Raw genomic sequence first — 19,096 nt, forward strand, 5'->3', positions numbered from 1 at the left:
GCCTCTTAATTGGCCAGGGGTGGAGCGTGGTTTTTATACTGGGACTCCAGGGTCTTTTGGCGCTCCGGGATTTTCCAGTTTTGCATCAATTCCTTTACTTCTTTGGTATTTATCCATTAGTATAACAGCGATTGGACAAAGAATGGCCGTCGTTAATACAGATATTGATATTTGCATCGTAGCTATGTTCGCAATATCTTGATAGGCTTGAGCTTCAGCAGCACTCATCATACCAGAACCAGCTGCAACAGTCGCAGCCGCTGCAATTGCTGCCGGTGTACCTACAGCATTACCCGCTGTAGAGGCTTCAGCCACCGGCGCAATTTGACTTTTCTCTCTAAACAGCTTAAACACGAGAATACCCGTTAATCCTGTTAATACGGTTGTCATAATTCCTAGAAGTAATCCAGCGCCAACAACGCTAGGGTTGAAGAATGTCATAAAGTTCATTCCTGCACCAAGTGCAAATGCAAAGAATGGAACCGGTAAGATTTCTCCTGGAGCCAAAAATTCACGAATTTCAGGGTCAAGATTCCCTAGAAGCATTCCTAGAGCAATCGGTAGTAATACTGCGATAAAAGAAATAATTGGGAATTTGGAACCTAATAGGCCCAGTGACATTAAAGTAAAAAACGGTCCATCGTTTAATGATAGGACAGAAACAGCACCTACATCCGACCTGTTTCCATATTGACCTGTTAAGGCTGCATACATCCCACCGTTTCCATTAGTCATTGCAGCAATGATTGCCAATGTCGATAAACCAAGTAAACCATTCATTGGGTCAAAAAAGTATCCAAACAATAGTCCAACAGCAAGCCCAGTTAAATATTTTGATGTTGTCAGCAATACACCTTTTTTCAAGGCAATCCCACCGACCCGAAGATTCATCTGGCTACCTGCGCAAAAAAGGAATAATGCAATTAATGTTAATGCACCATTTTTAAATAATTGTTCAGAGAATCCGCCAATACGTAGAAACTCATAATAACCATCAGCAGTTTGAGCAACTCCTAAAGATTTTAAAGCACTCATAACTGCTGGGATGTGCATTTGATCGACTGTATTAAATAACGCCCCTAACATTAAAGGTACAACCATCAATCCACCTGGTACTTTCTCAATTGTTTGCTTGATTTTCATTCCCATTTACCCCCTCTTTATTGAAAAAATAAGTGCGGCTTACTTGCTCAGCTGTAAGTTCTAACAATTTTTTTGATTCTTTCATCGCTTCGTCTAAGTTTATTGGACGATTTATTATGCTAAATACCCCTATAACTCCATATTGATATAAGGTTTGAATTCTTTCACCAATGGAACCCGCGATAATGATCGTTGGAATATTAAGCTTCTTTGCTGTTTGGGCAACCCCCATGGGAGTTTTTCCAAAAGCTGTTTGAAAATCTACCTGCCCTTCCCCAGTAATGACAAGGTCAGCCCCTTTAAGATTTTCTTCGAGCTTGGAGTATTCAATAACGACATCTACCCCTCTTTTCATAGTGGATGGAAAAAATGCTTGAAAGGCTCCACCTATTCCGCCTGCAGCCCCAGCTCCCGGGCTTTCATGCAACCGGATCCCCGTTACTTGTTCCACTACATTGCCCCAATGAGTAAGATTTTCGTCGAGGATACGAACCATTTCATCTGTAGCTCCTTTTTGTGGTCCAAACACATGAGAAGCTCCCTTTTCACCCACGAGTGGATTTTCCACATCAGAGGCAATTAAAAAATGACTTTCTTGGATCCGTTTATCAAATTGATCTATAAGTACTTCATGAATTTGGTTTAATGCACCTCCACCAAAATCAATTTCTTTTCCTGACTTGTCTAGAATTTGCATACCAAGAGCCTGCAGCATCCCAACACCACCATCATTTGTGGCAGATCCACCAATGGCTAAGACAAAATTTCGATACCCATCATCAAGCGCTTTCTTAATTAATTCCCCTGTACCAAACGTCGTTGCAGTAAGAGGGTCACGCTCAGAACGACTAATTAAATCCAAACCGGATGCACTAGCCATTTCTATAATGCATGTCTCGTTATCACCTAGCACCCCGAAAGATGCTTCGATTGGTTTACCAAGGGGACCTGTTACAGTCACTGAAACTTTATGTCCTTTCGTCGAAGAAACGAGATTTTCCATCGTTCCTTCTCCCCCATCCGCCACAGGTATTAACTTTGTTTCTGCATTCGGATAAGCATTTTTTATTCCCTTTTCAATTGATAAGGCCGCTTCCATTGCAGTTACACTGCCCTTAAAGGAATCTGGCGCAATAATGATCTTTATCTTATATCCCTCCCTTTACGGAAACGCTTACAATATTCTGTTTATTTAATTATAATGTACTTGCATCAATTCTTCTTTATATGTAGAATACAAATAATTATATAAATTCGAACGATTTTTTGTATTCAATAACCAAGAGGAGAATTAAATGATTACTAGGGAAATTGCTGAGATGTTAGTAAAAGAAACTTCGAAGGTCATGAACCTGAATATCAATATCATGGATGAAGAAGGAGTTATTATTGCAACGAGTGACCCCTCACGTCTAGATTGGATCCACGAAGGTGCATTAGAAGTTGTTAAAACTGGAAAGACACTTGAAATTACATCAGAAAATCAAGGCCAACTTCGTGGAACACAGCAAGGAATTAATTTACCGATTCATTTTCATGATGAGGTTGTCGGAGTCATCGGAATTACAGGGGAACCTCACATAATAGGAGACCGTGGAGGCCTTGTTAAAATGATGGCCGAATTAATGATTAAGCAAGCTTACATGGCTTCCCAAACGGAATGGCGCCAAAAAACGAAAGAAACGATTATCGAAGAGCTTTTGAAGGAGAAACCGAACACAATTAATATTGAACGCTGGCTTAGCCTACTCAAGATGAAGCTTACTGGTCCTTTCGTCGTTAGCTTAATTGAGATATTTGATTATTCTCTTTCGAGTCACTTGCTTATTAAAAACACAGAAGAAGTGGTTGAAAAAGGTGAGGTGTTGGCAGGATTTGTTCATGGAAATAAATTACTGTTGCTATTAACTGGGGTAACCCACGAAGGTGCAAAAAAGAAGTTTACTTCCCTTTGTAAAGAATTTGAAAAAATGAAGGTTCACGTTCGTTTAGCATTTTCTCCACTAATTCACGACCTTCTACACATTAATCAGGGTTATCATGAATGTGAAATTGCCTTAGCCATCAGTAAACCTGAACAAAAGATCATTTCCTATACCGACATTGAACCGAAGGCACTCGTTCACCAAATTGATCCAAAGCTCGCAAAACAGTTTTCCGAAAGAATACTAGAAAGTAAGGGTGACCTTATCAATCATTTAGATACGCTTCAAGCATTCTTTGACTCGAATTTAAATATAAAGGAAACTGCGAAAAAACTTTACATCCATCGCAACACTCTCATTTACCGTCTTAACAAAATAAAAACAGAAAGCAGCTATGACCCACAAAACTTTCATGATGCCTTTCTATTACAAATGGTCATTTGGCTACATAATGGAACTAGCTCTCCCCCGCAGTGAAAGGTGGAGAGCTTTTATAATTCGACAAAAATATTGGTAATTCGACAAAAACGATTGACCTTTTATTCATATACATATAGAATTTGTACATATTTTCAAAAAATGAGGGTTAGCATGAAAGATATATTATTTAGGAAAAAGGATCTCGCAGAGTTACTGAAAAATAAGGGAGATATCCAGCTACCACAAACATTAGGTGCCTTTGATTTAATGCTACTTGGAGTGGGTGCCATTGTAGGAACGGGTATATTCATTCTTCCTGGGACAGTAGCTGCGGGGCACGCAGGACCAGGTATCGTTTTTTCATTTATTATTGCTGCGATAGTCTGCGCATTGGCAGCTTTGTGCTATTCAGAATTTTCTTCATCCGTACCAGTAACGGGTAGTGCATATACGTATGTTTACGTTGTATTTGGAGAAGTAGTCGCTTGGTTAGTTGGATGGGCGTTACTATTGGAATATGGCTTAGCCGTTGCAGCAGTTGCAACTGGTTGGTCTGCCTATTTAAGTGCTTTATTAGAAGGCTTTAATATTACCATTCCAAAGGCCATTTCAGGTTCTTTTAATCCAGCAGATGGAACTTATATTAATATACCAGCTATAGTCATTATTTTTGCCACTGCTTATTTATTAACACTCGGAATAAGAGAATCTACGAAAATTAATACGATTATGGTATTTATTAAAGTAGGTGTTGTTCTCTTATTTATTGGAGTAGGTATTTTTTATGTAGAGCCTGCTAATTGGCAACCATTCTTGCCCTTCGGAATGAATGGCGTGATAAGTGGGGCAGCCTTAGTTTTCTTCGCTTATCTTGGGTTCGATGCTGTTTCGGCAGCTGCTGAAGAGGTAAAGAACCCACAACGTAATATGCCAGTGGGAATTATTGGTTCGTTATTTATTTGTACAATACTTTATGCAGCTGTTTCCCTTGTTTTGACTGGGATGGTTTCTTACACAAAGCTAAATGTAAGTGATCCAGTTAGTTACGTGATGCAAATCGTTCATCAAGATTGGGTGGCTGGTGTTATTTCACTTGGGGCTGTTGTTGGGATGATGACAGTTATACTCGTTATGTCATACGGAGGAACTAGACTTCTTTATGCGTTTGGCCGTGATGGATTGATGCCGAAAAGTATGTATGAGCTTAGTAAAAAACATAAAACACCCGTTAAAAACACATGGGTATTTGCATCGATTGTAGCTTTTTGTGCCGGCTTCATTCCGTTATCTAAGCTAGCAGAACTAGTAAATATGGGAACATTACTTGCATTTACTGTTGTCTCAATTGGTATTCTTTACTTAAGAAAAAATAAGAGTCTACCATCCGATGGGTTTAAAGTACCGTTCTTTCCAATCTTACCGATTCTTTCATTCCTATTATGTTTATTTTTAATGACCCAGCTCTCCGTCTTTACTTGGATTGCTTGTGGTGTTTGGTTTGTATTTGGATTACTTTTCTATTTTGTCTATGGCAAAAAGCATAGCGTAATGAATAAAGAATTAGAAGGATAAGAAGAGAGCATACGTTGTCATAACGTATGCTCATTTTTTTGTGGTTAAAAATCGTCCCTTAGAATTAATAAAAGGAACAAATGAATAGGCAAATATATTATATTGATATATCAATCATTTCACCACAAAAGTTTCCCTCCCTCAAAACTTTTGCCTAACCTGTATTTTACTGTTTTCGCACAAAAACGTTGCCGTAGACTAACTCGAAACCCCTCTGGTACAATGAATTTCAATGCTTATTATTGGAGGAAGATAAATGGAACAGAGGTATAGAGATTTAAAGTTAGGGGAACGTGGTGCAATTTTAAGTATTGCCGTTTACATACTTTTATCATGTTTAAAACTAGTCGTTGGTTATATAGCAGGTTCAGAAGCGCTGAAAGCCGATGGTTTAAATAATACAACTGACATAATTGCCTCTATTGCAGTATTGATTGGATTAAGACTTTCTCAAAAACCAGCAGATGAAGATCACCCCTATGGCCATTGGAAGGCTGAATCTGTTGCATCATTAATCACCGCCATAATTATGATAGCTGTAGGTCTTCAGGTTTTATACGGTGCAGCTACTTCTGTTTTTAATGGCAAAGCTGAATCGCCTGATATGATAGCAGCTTGGACGGGATTCTTTTCCGCATTTATTATGATCTTGGTCTACCGCTATAATAAAAATTTAGCTACAAAAGTAAAAAGTCATGCAGTTATGGCTGCAGCTAAAGACAACCTCTCGGATGCTTGGGTTAGTATTGGTACTGCAATTGGTATTTTAGCTTCTCAATTCGGCATACCTTGGCTCGATCCAGTGGCAGCATTAGTTGTTGGATTATTGATATGTAAGACAGGATGGGATATTTTTAGAGAATCCTCACATTACTTAACTGATGGCTTCGATATACATGCTTTAGAAGAGTATAAACAGACAATCTTGAATGTAAAGGGAGTTTTAGAAGTAAAAGATATTAAAGGAAGAACATATGGAAATAGCAATACTGTAGATGTTGTGATCTCTGTTCCTAATAATTTAGATATTACCGAGGCACATGAAATAGCATCTAATGTGGAGGAAATGTTGATGAACCAATATAACGTTCACGATGTTCATGTCCATGTCGAGCCAATTGGAAATGACAAGTTAATGATGATTGAATAAGAAAATTTTAATGAAAAGAAGTAAATTAATTTTGATTTTACTTCTTTTCTTTGTGTCGCAGGACAGTGAATCACGTTACATGTTGATTCCTTTTAATAGGTACTCTTCAAATGCTTGACTATTCAATGGTTTGCTAAAGTAAAAACCTTGTCCAAATAATAAACCATCTTTGTTTAGTTCGTTGACGTGTTCCTGTAGCTCGATTCCTTCTGTGCGATCACTACATGCTTTAACCATTTCGCTGTTATTGTTTCTGCCCGTAACATCTCTTCTGGTGTGCCTTCAAAAATAAGATGTCCTCCTTTTTTTCCTCCTCCTGGACCTAATTCAATTACCCAGTCGCTCGCCGCTATAAAGTTTAGATTGTGTTCGATTATGATGACAGAATTACCTCTGTTTACGAGATTACGAAATACGTCTAATAGTTTTTCATTGTCTTCTGTGTGTAGCCCTAAAGATGGCTCGTCTAAAAGATAGATTTGTCCTTCTTTTTGTAACTGGCTTGCGAGCTTTAGACGTTGGATTTCCCCTCCGCTTAGAGAACTTGTCGTCTGGCCTAAAGTCAAATACCCTAAACCTACTTCTTTAAGTGTACGCACTCTTTTTATGATTTTGGGTATATTAAAATAATGAACAGCCTCATTTATAGTTAAATCTAATATTTCTACTATATTTTTATTCTGATATTTGTAGGTCAGCGCTTCATCTGAATATCTCGAACCGTCACATGTTTCACAAGGTATTGTCACAGGATCTGCAAATGCTACATCTGGGGTTATTACTCCTTTTCCATTGCAGATAGGGCATGCCCCTATGGTGTTAAAGCTGAATAAACCCGCTGGTTGTCCTGTTTCTTTTGAAAATGTTGCGCGAATATCGTCCATGATTCCCATATATGTAGCCAGGGTCGAACGATTGGAGATTCCTATGCTTCCTTGGCCTACCATTATGGTCTCAGGATATTCTTCCGCAAATGCTTCCAACATTAGTGAGCTTTTACCTGAACCTGACACTCCACAAATCGAGACTAGGGCATTTTTAGGAATGTGTACGCTTATATTCTTCAGGTTATTGGTAGCTGCTTTTTTGATTCTAAAATAACTTTTTATATCCCTTGGACCTCTATTTATGGTTAATTTATGGTTTAAAGCTGTTGCGGTGGGAGAGTTCTTTAGGCCATCTATATTTCCTTGATAGAGAACCTCTCCTCCATTTACACCTGCTCCTGGCCCCATTTCAATTATTTCATCCGCTACTTTTATAACTGTTAGATTGTGTTCAATTACAATTACGGTATTATGTTGGTCTTTTATCCTTTTTAGCATATGTATTAACATATCCACTTCTTCTGGATGGAGCCCTGCACTTGGTTCGTCGAAAATGTATGTAATATTGTTTAAACTGCTCCCTAAATGACGAGCAATCTTTACCCTTTGAGCTTCGCCACTAGACAAAGTGCCCATTTTTCTTGATAGACTCAAATATCCTAATCCCATATCGACTAGTTGTTTCACATGTGGGATTATTTGTTGTGCAATTGAATGTCCCATATGATCTTTGATGTTCTTTAATTCTCCTATTATGTCTGGAAGCTCTAATTGATCGTAGTCTGCGATGTTTAAGTCATTTATTCTACATTCTAATACCTTTGGATTCAGGCCAGAGCCTTGGCAGGTTGGGCATAACGAATGTGTAGAAACGGCCAATACATCATCTTGGGATACTTCTTTTAGCTTTGTGATATCTCTGTTTATATAAAGTCGCGTAAATCGAGGCAATAGCCCATCCCACTCATGATCCTGAGGTCCATTTTTCGTATGAAACGGCGCATAGACTTTTTCACCTTCTCGGGGACCATATAATAGCAACTGGAGTTCTTCTTTTGAGTAGTCCTTTATAGGTTTATCTGGATTGAATAAACCACCAGTCATCATCCATCTGCCTTGCCAGCCAGATGGCGACAACGGCTTAAATTTCACTGCGTATTCTCGAAGTGATTGATTAAAATCGATTATCTTATTTAAGTCCGGCGTAATGACCTCCCCAAATCCACCACATTCTGGACATCTGCCAAAGGAACTTTGACTCGAAAAATCGGTGGCAGAACCTATGGATGGTTTTCCTATCCTTGAGAATAAAAGTCTAATCAATGGATCTATATCCATATAGGTGCCTACTGTTGAGCGAGAATTTCCCCCTATCGGCCTTTGTTCTACAACTATAACTGGGCTTAAGTTTTGCATAAGATCTGCGTGAGGTCTTTCATACCTTGGCATTTGATTTCTAACATAGAGAGGATAGTTCATTGTCATTTGTCTTCTGCTTTCTGTTGCTAATGTATCAAAAACAACTGAACTCTTTCCAGAGCCTGAAAGACCAGTAAATACGATGATTTTTTCTTTTGGTATAGTTAAATCTATATTTTTTAGATTATGTTCTTTTAATCCTCTTAAAATAATTTCATCTTTAATATCAGACATGTTACCATCCTTTCTATATTAATCTACTATGTTTATTTCAGTTCATTACAAGTTTAGCCACCCCCAACAGGAGGAATACCTTTCCCTATCGAAGATTGTTCTAATAAGAACAAGCGAGTCTCGTGTAAAGTCCTTCATCGGCGTTATGAAGTCCCGAACGAGCATGTCAGTCTCGTGCAAAGTCCTTCATCGCCGTTATGAAGTCCCGAACGAGCATGTCAGTCTCGTGTAAAGTCCTTCATCGCGGTTATGAAGTCCTGAACGAGCATGTCAGTCTCGTGCAAAGTCCTTCATCGGCGTTATGAAGTCCCGAACGAATAAGTCCATTCCAAATCCCATCTTATCACGAATGATAAATATGTTATAATATTATGAAAAATCGAAAAGGAGATTTCATAATGCTTATTCCCTTTAAAGACAAAAAACCTAACGTACATGAGACTGTCTTCTTGGCTCCAGGTTCATATGTAATTGGTGATGTTCAGGTTGGTAAAGAGACCTCTATTTGGTTTAATGCCGTTCTGCGCGGTGATGAAGACGCTATTATTATTGGGGATCGATGTAGTATCCAAGATAATGCAACCATTCATTTATTTGAAGGCTCACCGGTAGTAGTGGAAGATGAAGTAACTGTTGGTCATAATGTGATTCTTCATGGTTGTACGATTAAAAAAAGATGTATCATCGGAATGGGCTCAACAATCTTAGATGGTGCCGTCATCGGTGAAGAGTGTATCATTGGTGCCAATACGCTAATTCCGTCTAATAAAATCATTCCACCTCGTTCCCTTGTCCTAGGCTCACCAGGAAAGGTGGTTCGGGAACTAACCGATAAGGATTTTGAACTAATTCAACTATCCATTGATACTTACGTTGAAAAAAATTACATATACAATGACATATTAAATAAGTAGTTCCATAGAAATTAGTTCCATAGAAAAAAGAAAAAACTGTAGGACGGCAAGCACCTACAGTTTTTCTTATTTTATCTACTTTTAACTATTCCTTCCTCAGCACTATGGTCTGTTGTTAACGGGGGATTAATGGACAAGGATGCAATTTCTTCCCACTGATTCTTTTCTAACGAGATACTAATAGAATCAAGTGCTGGTTCCAACTGCTCTAGGTTTCTAGCACCTATTATAGGCGCTGTAATACTTGGATTACTCTTTACCCAAGCGACCGCTAGAGAAACTGGATCATACCCATTTTCATTTGCATATTGTGTGAATCGACTAGCAATATCATAATAATCCTTTTGGCCATATCTAAGTTGATAGTTTTGTTGTTCTACCAGTCTACCTTGTTTGGGCTTCTTAGCTTCCCCATATTTTCCTGTTAGGAGTCCTCCACCTAACGGGCTATAGCTAATGACCCCAAGCCCTTCCGCTTGGGCTAGTGGTAATATCTCCACTTCGGCTTGCCTTTTCACTAGATTATACATAGGTTGAACTAGTTTAAATTTAGCCAACGCTTTTCGTTCTGATATACCAAGAGCTTTTGCAATTTGCCATGCTGCCCAATTACTAACCGCAGGATATAGGATCTTCCCTTGTCTTTGAAGATCATTTAAAGCAACGAGCGTTTCCTCGATTTCGGTTTTATCATCAAACCGATGAAGGAAGTAAAATTCAATTCGATCTGTTCCCAAACGCTTCAGTGTTTTCTCAATAGAAAGGAAAATATGTCTTCTAGAAGTGCCTCCATCATTTTTACCAACGCCAGAAGGAAGACCGACCTTTGAAGTTAACACAATGTCATCACGGCAATCAGCTATACACTTACCTAGTATTTCTTCCGACCTTCCACTGTTATAAATATTAGCTGTATCAAAAAAATTGATTCCAACTTCCCTACACCGGTTAAACATTGCCATAGACGTTTTTTCGTCTGCTATCCCACCGAAAGACATTGTACCGAAACACAAATCTGATACGTAAATGCCAGTATCTCCGATTGTTTTATATTCCATAAAAACTCCCTCTCCATTTTATAAAAAGCTAATTGTTACCCTTCTAATATAGCAGTTTTTCGATATTGACTTCCCGGATGATCGTTTGGTAATAAACTACTTCCGTGATTAAATATTTTTTCCCTAAAGGACCCCTGTTCATATTCCGTTTTGTATATTCCGCGTTTCTGTAATTCAGGAATGACCAAATCAATGAATTCCTCTAGGCTTTCTGGTGTGACAAGGTGAGCCAGGTTAAAGCCATCTACACCGCTCTCTTCGAATTGAAACTGAATTGCATCAGCCACTTCACTAGGATTTCCTACTAGCACATGATTCCGATCGATTGTTTCAAAACGGTTTAATACTTCTCTGACTGTTAATTTTTTTGGTACATCTTTTGTAAGTGAGGCAGCTCTTGATTGCCCATGTTCCGTATGTTTATATTCGAAAGGACTATCTAAGTCTGTATACTGTGATAAATCATAACCACTAGAACCACCATATTGAGCTTTTGCTGCTTCAGCACTCCAATACCTAGCTAATTCCTGATACTTTTCTTCTGCCTGTTCTGTAGTCTCACCCACAATCACATTCAAAAAAGTAAAAGCCTTTATATGTTCAGGATTTCGACCATACTTTTGCGCTCTTTGTCGGATATCTTGAATAGACGATTTTATTTTTTCTGCTGACCCGCCAACAAATACACATTCTGCATGTTTGGCCGCAAACTCCTTGCCACGTTCAGACGTACCTGCTTGATATATAACTGGGGTACGCTGTATGGAAGGCTCACTTAAATGAGGACCTTCTACCGAAAAATACTCACCTTTATGATTGATCTCATGTACCTTCGATGGGTCTATTAGAATTTCTTGGGAGGCATCCGCGATGACAGCATTGTCCTCCCAACTCCCTTCCCATAGCTTATAAGAGACTTCCAAAAACTCGTCAGCCAAATCATATCGTGCATCATGCTTTAGCATTTCTGGTAGACCAAAGTTGCGTGCAGCATTCGGAAGATAGGAAGTAACGATATTCCAAGCGATTCTCCCTTTTGTAAGATGGTCTAAGGTTGAGAACCTCCTAGCATGGCCGAATGGATGCTCATATGTAGTACTAACTGTCACGGCGAAAGATAGATGTTCTGTCACACTCGCCATCGCTGGTACAACAAAAGCTGGATCATTTAATGGCACCTGAACCCCGTCACGGATAGATGGATGTTTACTTTGTTTATAAACATCATATATCCCCAGCACATCTGCAAAAAATACGGCATCAAACTTTCCTCGTTCCAATAATTTTGCTAAGTCTATCCAATAATCTAAATCTTTATATTGAGTATGTCTCTCACTATTTGGATGCTTCCAAAGCCCGTGTGAATTATGCATAGCACTCGTCATATCGAAAACATTTAATCGTATTTGTTTTGTCAATTGTCTCACCTTTTCATAGATTATTTAATTGCCTTGTTAAATATTCAATTCTTACATTCTCTATTTTCTATTCTTAATGCTTTCTTCTAATTGATTTAAAGTCTCCTCAAGATCTTCAGCAGGAATATCAACAACAATACTTCCACCCTTTGTATCTTCTATAACAGCTTCTTTCACATCCGCTTCCTGATATAGCTTTGCAATTGTTTTGTATGTCTCATTGTCTTTATCCTCTTCACGAACGGCAAATACATTAATATATGGTCTTGCTTCTTCACTCTCTGGATCGTCATATAACAACGCATCCTTAAAATTCAATCCCGCTTGACCTGCAATCCCATTATTTATCAGAGATGCAGCAACATCTTTAAGTGCCTGTGCAGTTTGTTGAGAAACAACTGGAACAATTTCTAAATTCTTTGGGTTCTTAGCAATATCATCTAAGGTTCCGTATATACCAACACCTTCTTTTAGCTCAATTAATCCAGCAGTTTCTAATAAAGTTAAACCTCGGCCAAGGTTAGCAGGGTCGTTTGAAATCGCGATTTGAGAACCCTCTGGTATGTCTGCTAAATCATCATATTTTTCAGAGTAAATTCCTGTTGGGTTAATTGTTGTTGAAGCAATCGGAACAATCTTAAAGCCATTCTCAACATTTGCAGGACCTAGAAAAGCAATATGTTGGAAAGAATTCATATCAATCTCTCCATTTGCAAGAGCATTATTTGGCTGAATGTAATCGGAAAACTCCACTAACTCAATTGTGATTCCTTTTGCCTTTGCTTTTTCTTCAATAAGCTTCCAATACGGCCCATCCGCACCTGTTACACCAATCTTTACGACCTCATTGGATTTTCCAGATGTACTATTCGTACACGCTGCAAGTATTGAAATAACAAACACCATTGATAATAAAATAATTAATCGCTTTTTCATTATGAAATCTCTCCCTTTTTTAGGTTATCTTCGTAAAAAGAATCTAGATAAAAAGTTCCCGGAAAACTGTGCTATTTGAACAAGTAGAATTAAGATAACAACTGTTACAATCATGACCGATGTATCAAATCTCTGGTAACCATAGGTCATGGCAAGGTCACCTAATCCACCGCCACCTACCGTTCCCGCCATAGCTGAGAAATCGACAAGTCCAACCGTAACAAAAGTGAGACCGAGAATAAGAGGTCCTAACGCTTCAGGTATAAGTACGCCAAATATGATTCTTACTGGACTTGCACCCATAGCCTGTGCAGCTTCAATAATTCCCGGATCAATCGAGACAAGGTTACTCTCTACAATCCTAGCAACCGCAAAGCATGCAGCTATCGTCATAGGGAATATCGCTGCTGCCGTTCCAATCGTAGTACCCATAACTGCACGAGTTAAGGGGCTCAATGCAACTAGCAAAATGATAAATGGAATGGGACGAACGATGTTCACTAACAAATTAAGTACGAGAAAGATATATTTATTTTCTAATATGTTCCCTTTACGGGTGACAAAAAAGAGCACTCCCATCGCTATACCAATAATGCTTGAGAAAATTAATGTAAAGATAACCATCAAAATGGTTTCTCCAGTAGCTTCAATAATACGAGGCCAAAATGTAGTCCAATCAACTCTCATGATTAATCACCTCCCTTACTTCAACAATTTGTTTGAGTTCATTGATAACTTCCTGAATTAGAGTTTCAGGACCCTGAAACTCAACAATTAAACTACCAAACAATTGATCCTGTAACTCGTTAATACTTCCGTATATAATATTGAAATCAATCCCATGCTTTCTCGTTACTCGTGACAGGATTGGCTGACTTGAAGCCCCTCCTGTAAAAATCACTCGATACAAGTTTCCATAATGGTCATTTCGTAATTTCTCTAAGAGTTTGCTAGAAAGCTTATCGTTTAGCACGGAACTAATAAAATTTTTAGTCGTTTTAGATTGTGGGTTTGAAAATATGTCATACACATTTCCTTCTTCAATCACAGACCCATTTTCCATCACTGCCACTCGATGACAAATACTACGGATTACATGCATTTCATGAGTAATAAGTAAAATGGTAATATTGTACTCCTCATTAACCTTGCGTAATAGCTGAAGAATTTCTCCCGTTGTTTCAGGATCTAGCGCAGAGGTTGCTTCATCACAAATCAGAATATCTGGTGATGTAGCAAGTGCTCTTGCAATTCCCACTCTTTGCTTTTGCCCTCCTGATAGTTGCTCTGGATACTGATCTGACTTATCTTGCAAACCAACAAATTGAAGTAATTCTTTAACACGATGATCTATTTCTTCTTTTGGCAACTTTGCAAGTTTTAGAGGATAAGCGATATTTCCATAGACAGTGCGAGAGTTAAATAGATTAAAAGACTGAAAGATCATACCGATTTTCCTTCGTAACTTCCGTAGTTCAGCTTGAGAGAGACTAGATATTTCTTGGTCGTTAACCACCACCTTCCCTGATGTTGGACGTTCAAGTAAATTAACGAGTCGGAGCAATGTACTTTTACCAGCCCCACTAAATCCAACCACCCCAAAGATTTCTCCTTTTGATATGGTCAAAGAAACATCCTTTAACGCTTGCACCTTCTTCCCTTCCAACCCAAATACTTTATTTACTTCCTCAAACTTAATCAATTGATAATCCTCCTTTTGAAATCAAACAAAAAAGGCACCTCTATCCAACACCATGTAAAGATGTATTGGATAAAGATACCTTTAGTTGTCTAATCGGCATACTTTTTCATTTTATATAAATTTAGTTTTTGAGAATTGATTATAGTTAGTAAAGACCTCTTTTAACTCGAAAAATAAAACCCCCTTCATGACAGAAGAGGGTTTAAATAGTAAATTTAATCGTCTCTTCTCATCTTTCAAGCTTTTGCTTGCTGGATTTGGCACAGTACCTAGTAGTCTGTTGCCGAGGCTTCAAAGGGCCAGTCCCTCCACCTCTCTTGATAAGAATTCATTGATTATTGAATTGTAATTAATAATTTACATGGAATGTCTTTAACTGTCAATAAGATTTTTGAAAAATCTTTAACTTCAGAATAGAAGTTTACTTTCTTTGTAAGATAAGCCCTGTAATAAATTGCAGCCACGCATAGGTTCCAACCTTAACTGTTTCAGAAACTGCCGAATCCTTACTTGGATCAAGGCAGACATAATCGATATGCCGAACAGTAGAATGTTTGCCGATTTCTAGCAAACTATCAAATAGCTCAATCGTCGATAACCCGCCTGGTGTAGAAGCTGGTACTCCAGGCGCAACCGAAATATCCAATACATCCATATCAACTGTTACGTAAATACGATCAACCTTTGTTGATAATTGCTCTAATGCTCGTTGAATCGTGTTGATTAGCCCTTGTTTTCGAGCTTGCTTTAAGGTCACCATCTGAATGTTGTGCTCATTTGCGTAATCTACTAATGGTTTTGCATTGTAGTATCCATGCAGTCCAATATTAATTACGTTTTCCCCTTTCACGACCTGGCCATCAATTAATTGGCGGATCGGCGTTCCGTTAGCTGGCCCGAGTTCTTTAGGATCCCTTACATCAAGATGTGTATCAAGTTGTAAAATTCCAATCGTTTCACTAGGGAAAGTATCCTTAATACCTCTTACAGCACAAGCCGTTGTCGAATGATCACCGCCAATCATACATGTCGGCGTGTTTGGATAATGTGCGGCAAGATAGGCTGTTGTTTTTTGGATTCGTTGATGTGATAAAATTATATCCGTCGTATGCATTGCCACATCACCCGCATCCGCCACTTGAAAGGGACTCAAATCAACATTTTCGTCCAAATTATATGTGGCAAATCCTTTCCACATCCTCCGAAATTCAGTTGGGTATAAAGAAGCTCCAGAAACACTAATCGAAGACCTCGAGATTGGCGCTCCGTACAGGATGAGATCAGGCGTATGTTCTAACACACTCAATGGTTTAACCCATTGATGGACGTAAGTTGGTCCATCAATTGCCGTCTGATTCCATGACCATTCAGGCACCTGAAGAAAATGTTCACTCATCTTAGTTCACGACCTTTACACCTTTTTTCCATACCGCTTTTACATGATTTACACCAAATAAATATTGCAATTCTTGATAATTTTTCACATTCCATAAAACGAAATCTGCTTGTTTGCCGACCTCAAGTGACCCAACTTGTTCTTGACGGTTAATTGCATGGGCTGCATTATAGGTTGCCGCCGTTAATGCTTCTGCAGGCGTTAAACGCATTAAAATACAAGCTAAATTCATAACAAGTGGCATCGAGGTTGTTGGAGAAGACCCTGGATTACAATCCGTTGAAATCGCCACAGCCACACCCTCGTCGATCATTTTTCTACCTGCAGCCGCTGCTTCACGTAAATACAGGGCTGTTGCAGGAAGTAAACAAGCGATCGTACCTGATTTTACCATTGCTTTAATGCCTTCATCTGATGCTTTTAATAAATGCTCTGCTGAAATGGCTCCTACTTTCGCAGCTAATTCTGCACCTCCATAAGGTACAATTTCATCTGCATGGATTTTCGGGATTAATCCCAAGCGTTTTCCGGCTTCTAATATCCGCTCCGACTGCTCTGGTGTATATACCCCTTTTTCACAAAAGACATCATTAAATTCGGCCAATTTTTCCTTAGCTACTACTGGTAGCATTTCATTGATTAAATAATCAACAAACTCATCTTCACGACCTTTATACTCTGGCGGTACTGCATGTGCTCCCATAAACGTTGGGACAAGATCAATTGGATGTTGATTTTGAAGCTTTTTCATCACACGCAACTGCTTCAACTCCGTTTCCAAATCCATACCATACCCGCTTTTCCCTTCCACAGTCGTTACACCATGAGCCAAAAACGAATCAAGTCGACGTGTTGTTTGTTCAACTAGCTCATCTTCTGTAGCTTCTCTTGTCATGGTGGTGGTCGCATGAATTCCTCCACCCGCGTTCATAATGTCCATATATGTTGCACCCTCGAGGCGCATTTCAAATTCACGCTCGCGGCTCCCTCCGTACACAACATGTGTATGCGGATCCACCAGTCCTGGAGTAACTAGATGATTCGTGGCATCCACAATTTCTGCCTCTTGGAGCTTATTTGCATATCGGGCTTCAAGGCCTTTTGTTGTTCCTACTGCCTCGATTACACCATCTTCAATCCACATACTGCCGTCTTCAATTAGCCCAAGCTCAGACATTTCTCCCTTTGAGCGCGGACCTTTTACATCAGAAGCGAGCGTTGCTAATTGAGCAGCATGTTTAATCCAGATTGGTTTAGTCATTCTTGATCAGCCCCTTTATCAAGCATTGGCATCTTAATTCCTTTTTCACGCGCTGTTTTCTTGGCAAGCTCGTATCCGGCATCAGCATGACGTACAACACCCATTCCTGGATCTGTTGTTAATACTCGCTCAATCCGTGCTTCAGCTTCTTTCGTACCATCCGCAACAATTACTACTCCTGCATGTAAGGAATAACCCATTCCTACACCACCACCGTGATGAACAGATACCCAAGTTGCGCCTCCAACAGCGTTTACCATCGCATTTAATATCGGCCAATCCGCCACAACATCTGATCCATCTTTCATTGCTTCTGTTTCTCGATTTGGTGATGCAACTGAACCTGAATCCAAATGGTCACGACCAATGACGATCGGTGCTTTTAGTTCACCGCTTGCCACCATATCATTCAAGATTTTGCCGAAACGAGCACGCTCTCCATAGCCTAACCAGCAAATACGAGATGGAAGACCTTGGAATTGAATTTTATCCCGTGCCATCCGAATCCAATTACATAAATGCTCATTGTCACTAAATTCACGTAAAATCGCTTCGTCTGTTTTATAGATATCTTCTGGGTCTCCTGATAGTGCTACCCATCGGAAAGGTCCTTTTCCTTCACAAAATTGTGGGCGAATATAGGCCGGAACGAAGCCAGGGAAATCAAAAGCATTTTCTACGCCTTCATCTTTGGCAACCTGGCGAATATTATTACCATAGTCAAATGTGATTGCCCCCTTTTCCATCATTTCAAGCATCGCTTCAACATGCTTAGCCATTGATGCTTTTGATAGATTTATATACTCTTTAGGGTTGGATTCTCTTAATTTTGATGCTTCCTCAAGCGACATCCCTGAAGGAACATACCCATTTAGTGGATCATGTGCTGATGTTTGGTCTGTTAAAGCATCAGGGATAAAGTTTCTTGCAATCATCTCAGGAAGAAGATCAGATGCGTTACCTACTAATCCAATCGATAATGCCTTCCCTTCTCTTTTCGCTTCTTCTGCCAACCGGATTGCTTCATCCAATGTGTACGCTTTCACATCTGTATAACGAGTTTCTATCCGGCGATCAATTCTAGTCTCATCCACTTCAATCGCGATACATACGCCACCATTCATCGTTACGGCAAGTGGCTGTGCACCACCCATTCCTCCAAGGCCAGATGTTACAGTAATCGTACTTCTTAATGTACCGTTGAAGTGCTGCTTCGCTAATTCTGCAAACGTTTCGTACGTACCTTGGACAATTCCTTGAGAACCAATATAAATCCAGCTGCCTGCAGTCATTTGCCCATACATCATTAAGCCTTTTTTATCGAGTTCATGGAAGGTTTCCCAATTTGCAAAAGCTGGAACAAGATTCGAATTCGCAATCAAAACACGTGGAGCATCTTTATGTGTTTTAAAAACAACCACCGGTTTTCCTGATTGCACAAGCAATGTTTCGTCACTTTCTAGTTCTTTAAGTGAATGGACAATCGCGTCAAATGATTCCCAGTTACGTGCCGCTTTCCCAATCCCCCCATATACAACAAGATCCTCTGGTCTCTCGGCTACATCTGCATCTAAATTATTCATTAACATACGAAGCACAGCCTCTTGCTGCCAACCTTTCGTATTTAATTGTGTCCCTACATAGCGGATAATTTTGTTGTTTGTTGTACTTTTCATTTTATTCCCTCCAGTTTGTGTTACGTATTGTCAAAACTTTTATAA

15 protein-coding genes and 1 riboswitch are annotated in these 19,096 nt (G+C 39.2%); of the genes, 4 read left to right on the forward strand and 11 right to left on the reverse strand.

All coding sequences use genetic code 11. The annotated features are described in order from the left end of the window. Positions 1-33: 33 nt before the first annotated feature. On the reverse strand, positions 34-1,143 hold the full coding sequence (locus CKJ95_RS16020) for a 2-keto-3-deoxygluconate permease (protein ID WP_099354455.1): 1,110 nt from the start codon (positions 1,141-1,143) through the stop codon (positions 34-36). Continuing rightward, positions 1,121-2,290, reverse strand: coding sequence for a glycerate kinase (locus CKJ95_RS16025; RefSeq protein WP_099354456.1), 1,170 nt, complete (start codon positions 2,288-2,290; stop codon positions 1,121-1,123). Before CKJ95_RS16025 ends, CKJ95_RS16020 begins: the two co-directional genes overlap by 23 nt. A gap of 148 nt (positions 2,291-2,438) precedes the next feature. On the opposite strand from CKJ95_RS16025, the gene CKJ95_RS16030 reads away from it, so the two are divergent. The 3 genes from CKJ95_RS16030 (at position 2,439) to CKJ95_RS16040 (ending at position 6,210) form a co-directional block, all read left to right on the forward strand. Next, positions 2,439-3,545, forward strand: coding sequence for a CdaR family transcriptional regulator (locus CKJ95_RS16030; RefSeq protein WP_099354457.1), 1,107 nt, complete (start codon positions 2,439-2,441; stop codon positions 3,543-3,545). 114 nt (positions 3,546-3,659) lie between these two features. Continuing rightward, a complete protein-coding gene (locus CKJ95_RS16035; RefSeq protein WP_099354458.1) occupies positions 3,660-5,060 on the forward strand; it encodes an APC family permease in 1,401 nt (466 codons plus the stop codon). 256 nt (positions 5,061-5,316) lie between these two features. Continuing rightward, entirely contained in the window at positions 5,317-6,210 is an 894-nt protein-coding gene (locus CKJ95_RS16040; protein ID WP_099354459.1) for a cation diffusion facilitator family transporter, read from the forward strand. 173 nt (positions 6,211-6,383) lie between these two features. Here CKJ95_RS16040 and CKJ95_RS16045 read toward each other — a convergent pair whose 3' ends face one another. Continuing rightward, the gene (locus CKJ95_RS16045; RefSeq protein WP_099354460.1) at positions 6,384-8,690 is read right to left on the reverse strand and encodes an ATP-binding cassette domain-containing protein; all 2,307 of its coding nucleotides are present in this window, start codon (positions 8,688-8,690) and stop codon (positions 6,384-6,386) included. A gap of 398 nt (positions 8,691-9,088) precedes the next feature. Here CKJ95_RS16045 and CKJ95_RS16050 point away from each other — a divergent pair, with 398 nt between their 5' ends. After that, entirely contained in the window at positions 9,089-9,604 is a 516-nt protein-coding gene (locus CKJ95_RS16050; RefSeq protein ID WP_099354461.1) for a gamma carbonic anhydrase family protein, read from the forward strand. Positions 9,605-9,675: 71 nt separating this feature from the next. Here the strand turns inward: CKJ95_RS16050 and CKJ95_RS16055 are convergent, their stop codons facing one another. The 8 genes from CKJ95_RS16055 to hutU form a co-directional block, all read right to left on the reverse strand. Further along, positions 9,676-10,662 carry an aldo/keto reductase gene (locus CKJ95_RS16055; RefSeq protein WP_099354462.1) on the reverse strand — a complete coding sequence of 329 codons (987 nt, stop codon included), beginning with the start codon at positions 10,660-10,662 and terminating at the stop codon, positions 9,676-9,678. 35 nt (positions 10,663-10,697) lie between these two features. Further along, a complete protein-coding gene (locus CKJ95_RS16060) occupies positions 10,698-12,080 on the reverse strand; it encodes an LLM class flavin-dependent oxidoreductase (protein WP_099354463.1) in 1,383 nt (460 codons plus the stop codon). Between the two features lie 60 nt (positions 12,081-12,140). Continuing rightward, on the reverse strand, positions 12,141-13,016 hold the full coding sequence (locus CKJ95_RS16065) for a MetQ/NlpA family ABC transporter substrate-binding protein (protein ID WP_099354464.1): 876 nt from the start codon (positions 13,014-13,016) through the stop codon (positions 12,141-12,143). Positions 13,017-13,040: 24 nt separating this feature from the next. Next, positions 13,041-13,703, reverse strand: coding sequence for a methionine ABC transporter permease (locus tag CKJ95_RS16070; protein WP_099354465.1), 663 nt, complete (start codon positions 13,701-13,703; stop codon positions 13,041-13,043). Further along, positions 13,693-14,718 carry a methionine ABC transporter ATP-binding protein gene (locus tag CKJ95_RS16075; protein WP_099354466.1) on the reverse strand — a complete coding sequence of 342 codons (1,026 nt, stop codon included), beginning with the start codon at positions 14,716-14,718 and terminating at the stop codon, positions 13,693-13,695. The genes CKJ95_RS16070 and CKJ95_RS16075 overlap by 11 nt, the downstream gene beginning before the upstream one ends. Positions 14,719-14,944: 226 nt before the next feature. Next, positions 14,945-15,045: riboswitch (SAM riboswitch) on the reverse strand. Between the two features lie 94 nt (positions 15,046-15,139). After that, a complete protein-coding gene (locus CKJ95_RS16080; RefSeq protein WP_099354467.1) occupies positions 15,140-16,114 on the reverse strand; it encodes an agmatinase family protein in 975 nt (324 codons plus the stop codon). A gap of 1 nt (position 16,115) precedes the next feature. Then, positions 16,116-17,375, reverse strand: coding sequence for an imidazolonepropionase (gene hutI / locus CKJ95_RS16085; protein WP_099354468.1), 1,260 nt, complete (start codon positions 17,373-17,375; stop codon positions 16,116-16,118). Continuing rightward, entirely contained in the window at positions 17,372-19,051 is a 1,680-nt protein-coding gene (gene hutU, locus CKJ95_RS16090) for a urocanate hydratase (protein WP_099354469.1), read from the reverse strand. The genes hutI and hutU overlap by 4 nt, the downstream gene beginning before the upstream one ends. Positions 19,052-19,096: the final 45 nt, after the last annotated feature.

Origin of the sequence: Fredinandcohnia onubensis, assembly GCF_002734285.1 — a bacterium.
GTDB classification, from domain to species: Bacteria; Bacillota; Bacilli; order Bacillales; family Bacillaceae_L; genus Ferdinandcohnia; species Ferdinandcohnia onubensis_A.

What these genes read in the sequence shown, in the direction of transcription:
- CKJ95_RS16020 (WP_099354455.1), bottom strand. Translation starts at nt 1,143, where the DNA reads ATGAAAATCAAGCAAACAATTGAGAAAGTACCAGGTGGATTGATGGTT.
- CKJ95_RS16030 (WP_099354457.1), top strand. Translation starts at nt 2,439, where the DNA reads ATGATTACTAGGGAAATTGCTGAGATGTTAGTAAAAGAAACTTCGAAG.
- CKJ95_RS16035 (WP_099354458.1), top strand. Translation starts at nt 3,660, where the DNA reads ATGAAAGATATATTATTTAGGAAAAAGGATCTCGCAGAGTTACTGAAA.
- CKJ95_RS16040 (WP_099354459.1), top strand. Translation starts at nt 5,317, where the DNA reads ATGGAACAGAGGTATAGAGATTTAAAGTTAGGGGAACGTGGTGCAATT.
- CKJ95_RS16045 (WP_099354460.1), bottom strand. Translation starts at nt 8,690, where the DNA reads ATGTCTGATATTAAAGATGAAATTATTTTAAGAGGATTAAAAGAACAT.
- CKJ95_RS16050 (WP_099354461.1), top strand. Translation starts at nt 9,089, where the DNA reads ATGCTTATTCCCTTTAAAGACAAAAAACCTAACGTACATGAGACTGTC.
- CKJ95_RS16055 (WP_099354462.1), bottom strand. Translation starts at nt 10,662, where the DNA reads ATGGAATATAAAACAATCGGAGATACTGGCATTTACGTATCAGATTTG.
- CKJ95_RS16065 (WP_099354464.1), bottom strand. Translation starts at nt 13,016, where the DNA reads ATGAAAAAGCGATTAATTATTTTATTATCAATGGTGTTTGTTATTTCA.
- CKJ95_RS16070 (WP_099354465.1), bottom strand. Translation starts at nt 13,703, where the DNA reads ATGAGAGTTGATTGGACTACATTTTGGCCTCGTATTATTGAAGCTACT.
- CKJ95_RS16080 (WP_099354467.1), bottom strand. Translation starts at nt 16,114, where the DNA reads ATGAGTGAACATTTTCTTCAGGTGCCTGAATGGTCATGGAATCAGACG.
- hutI (WP_099354468.1), bottom strand. Translation starts at nt 17,375, where the DNA reads ATGACTAAACCAATCTGGATTAAACATGCTGCTCAATTAGCAACGCTC.
- hutU (WP_099354469.1), bottom strand. Translation starts at nt 19,051, where the DNA reads ATGAAAAGTACAACAAACAACAAAATTATCCGCTATGTAGGGACACAA.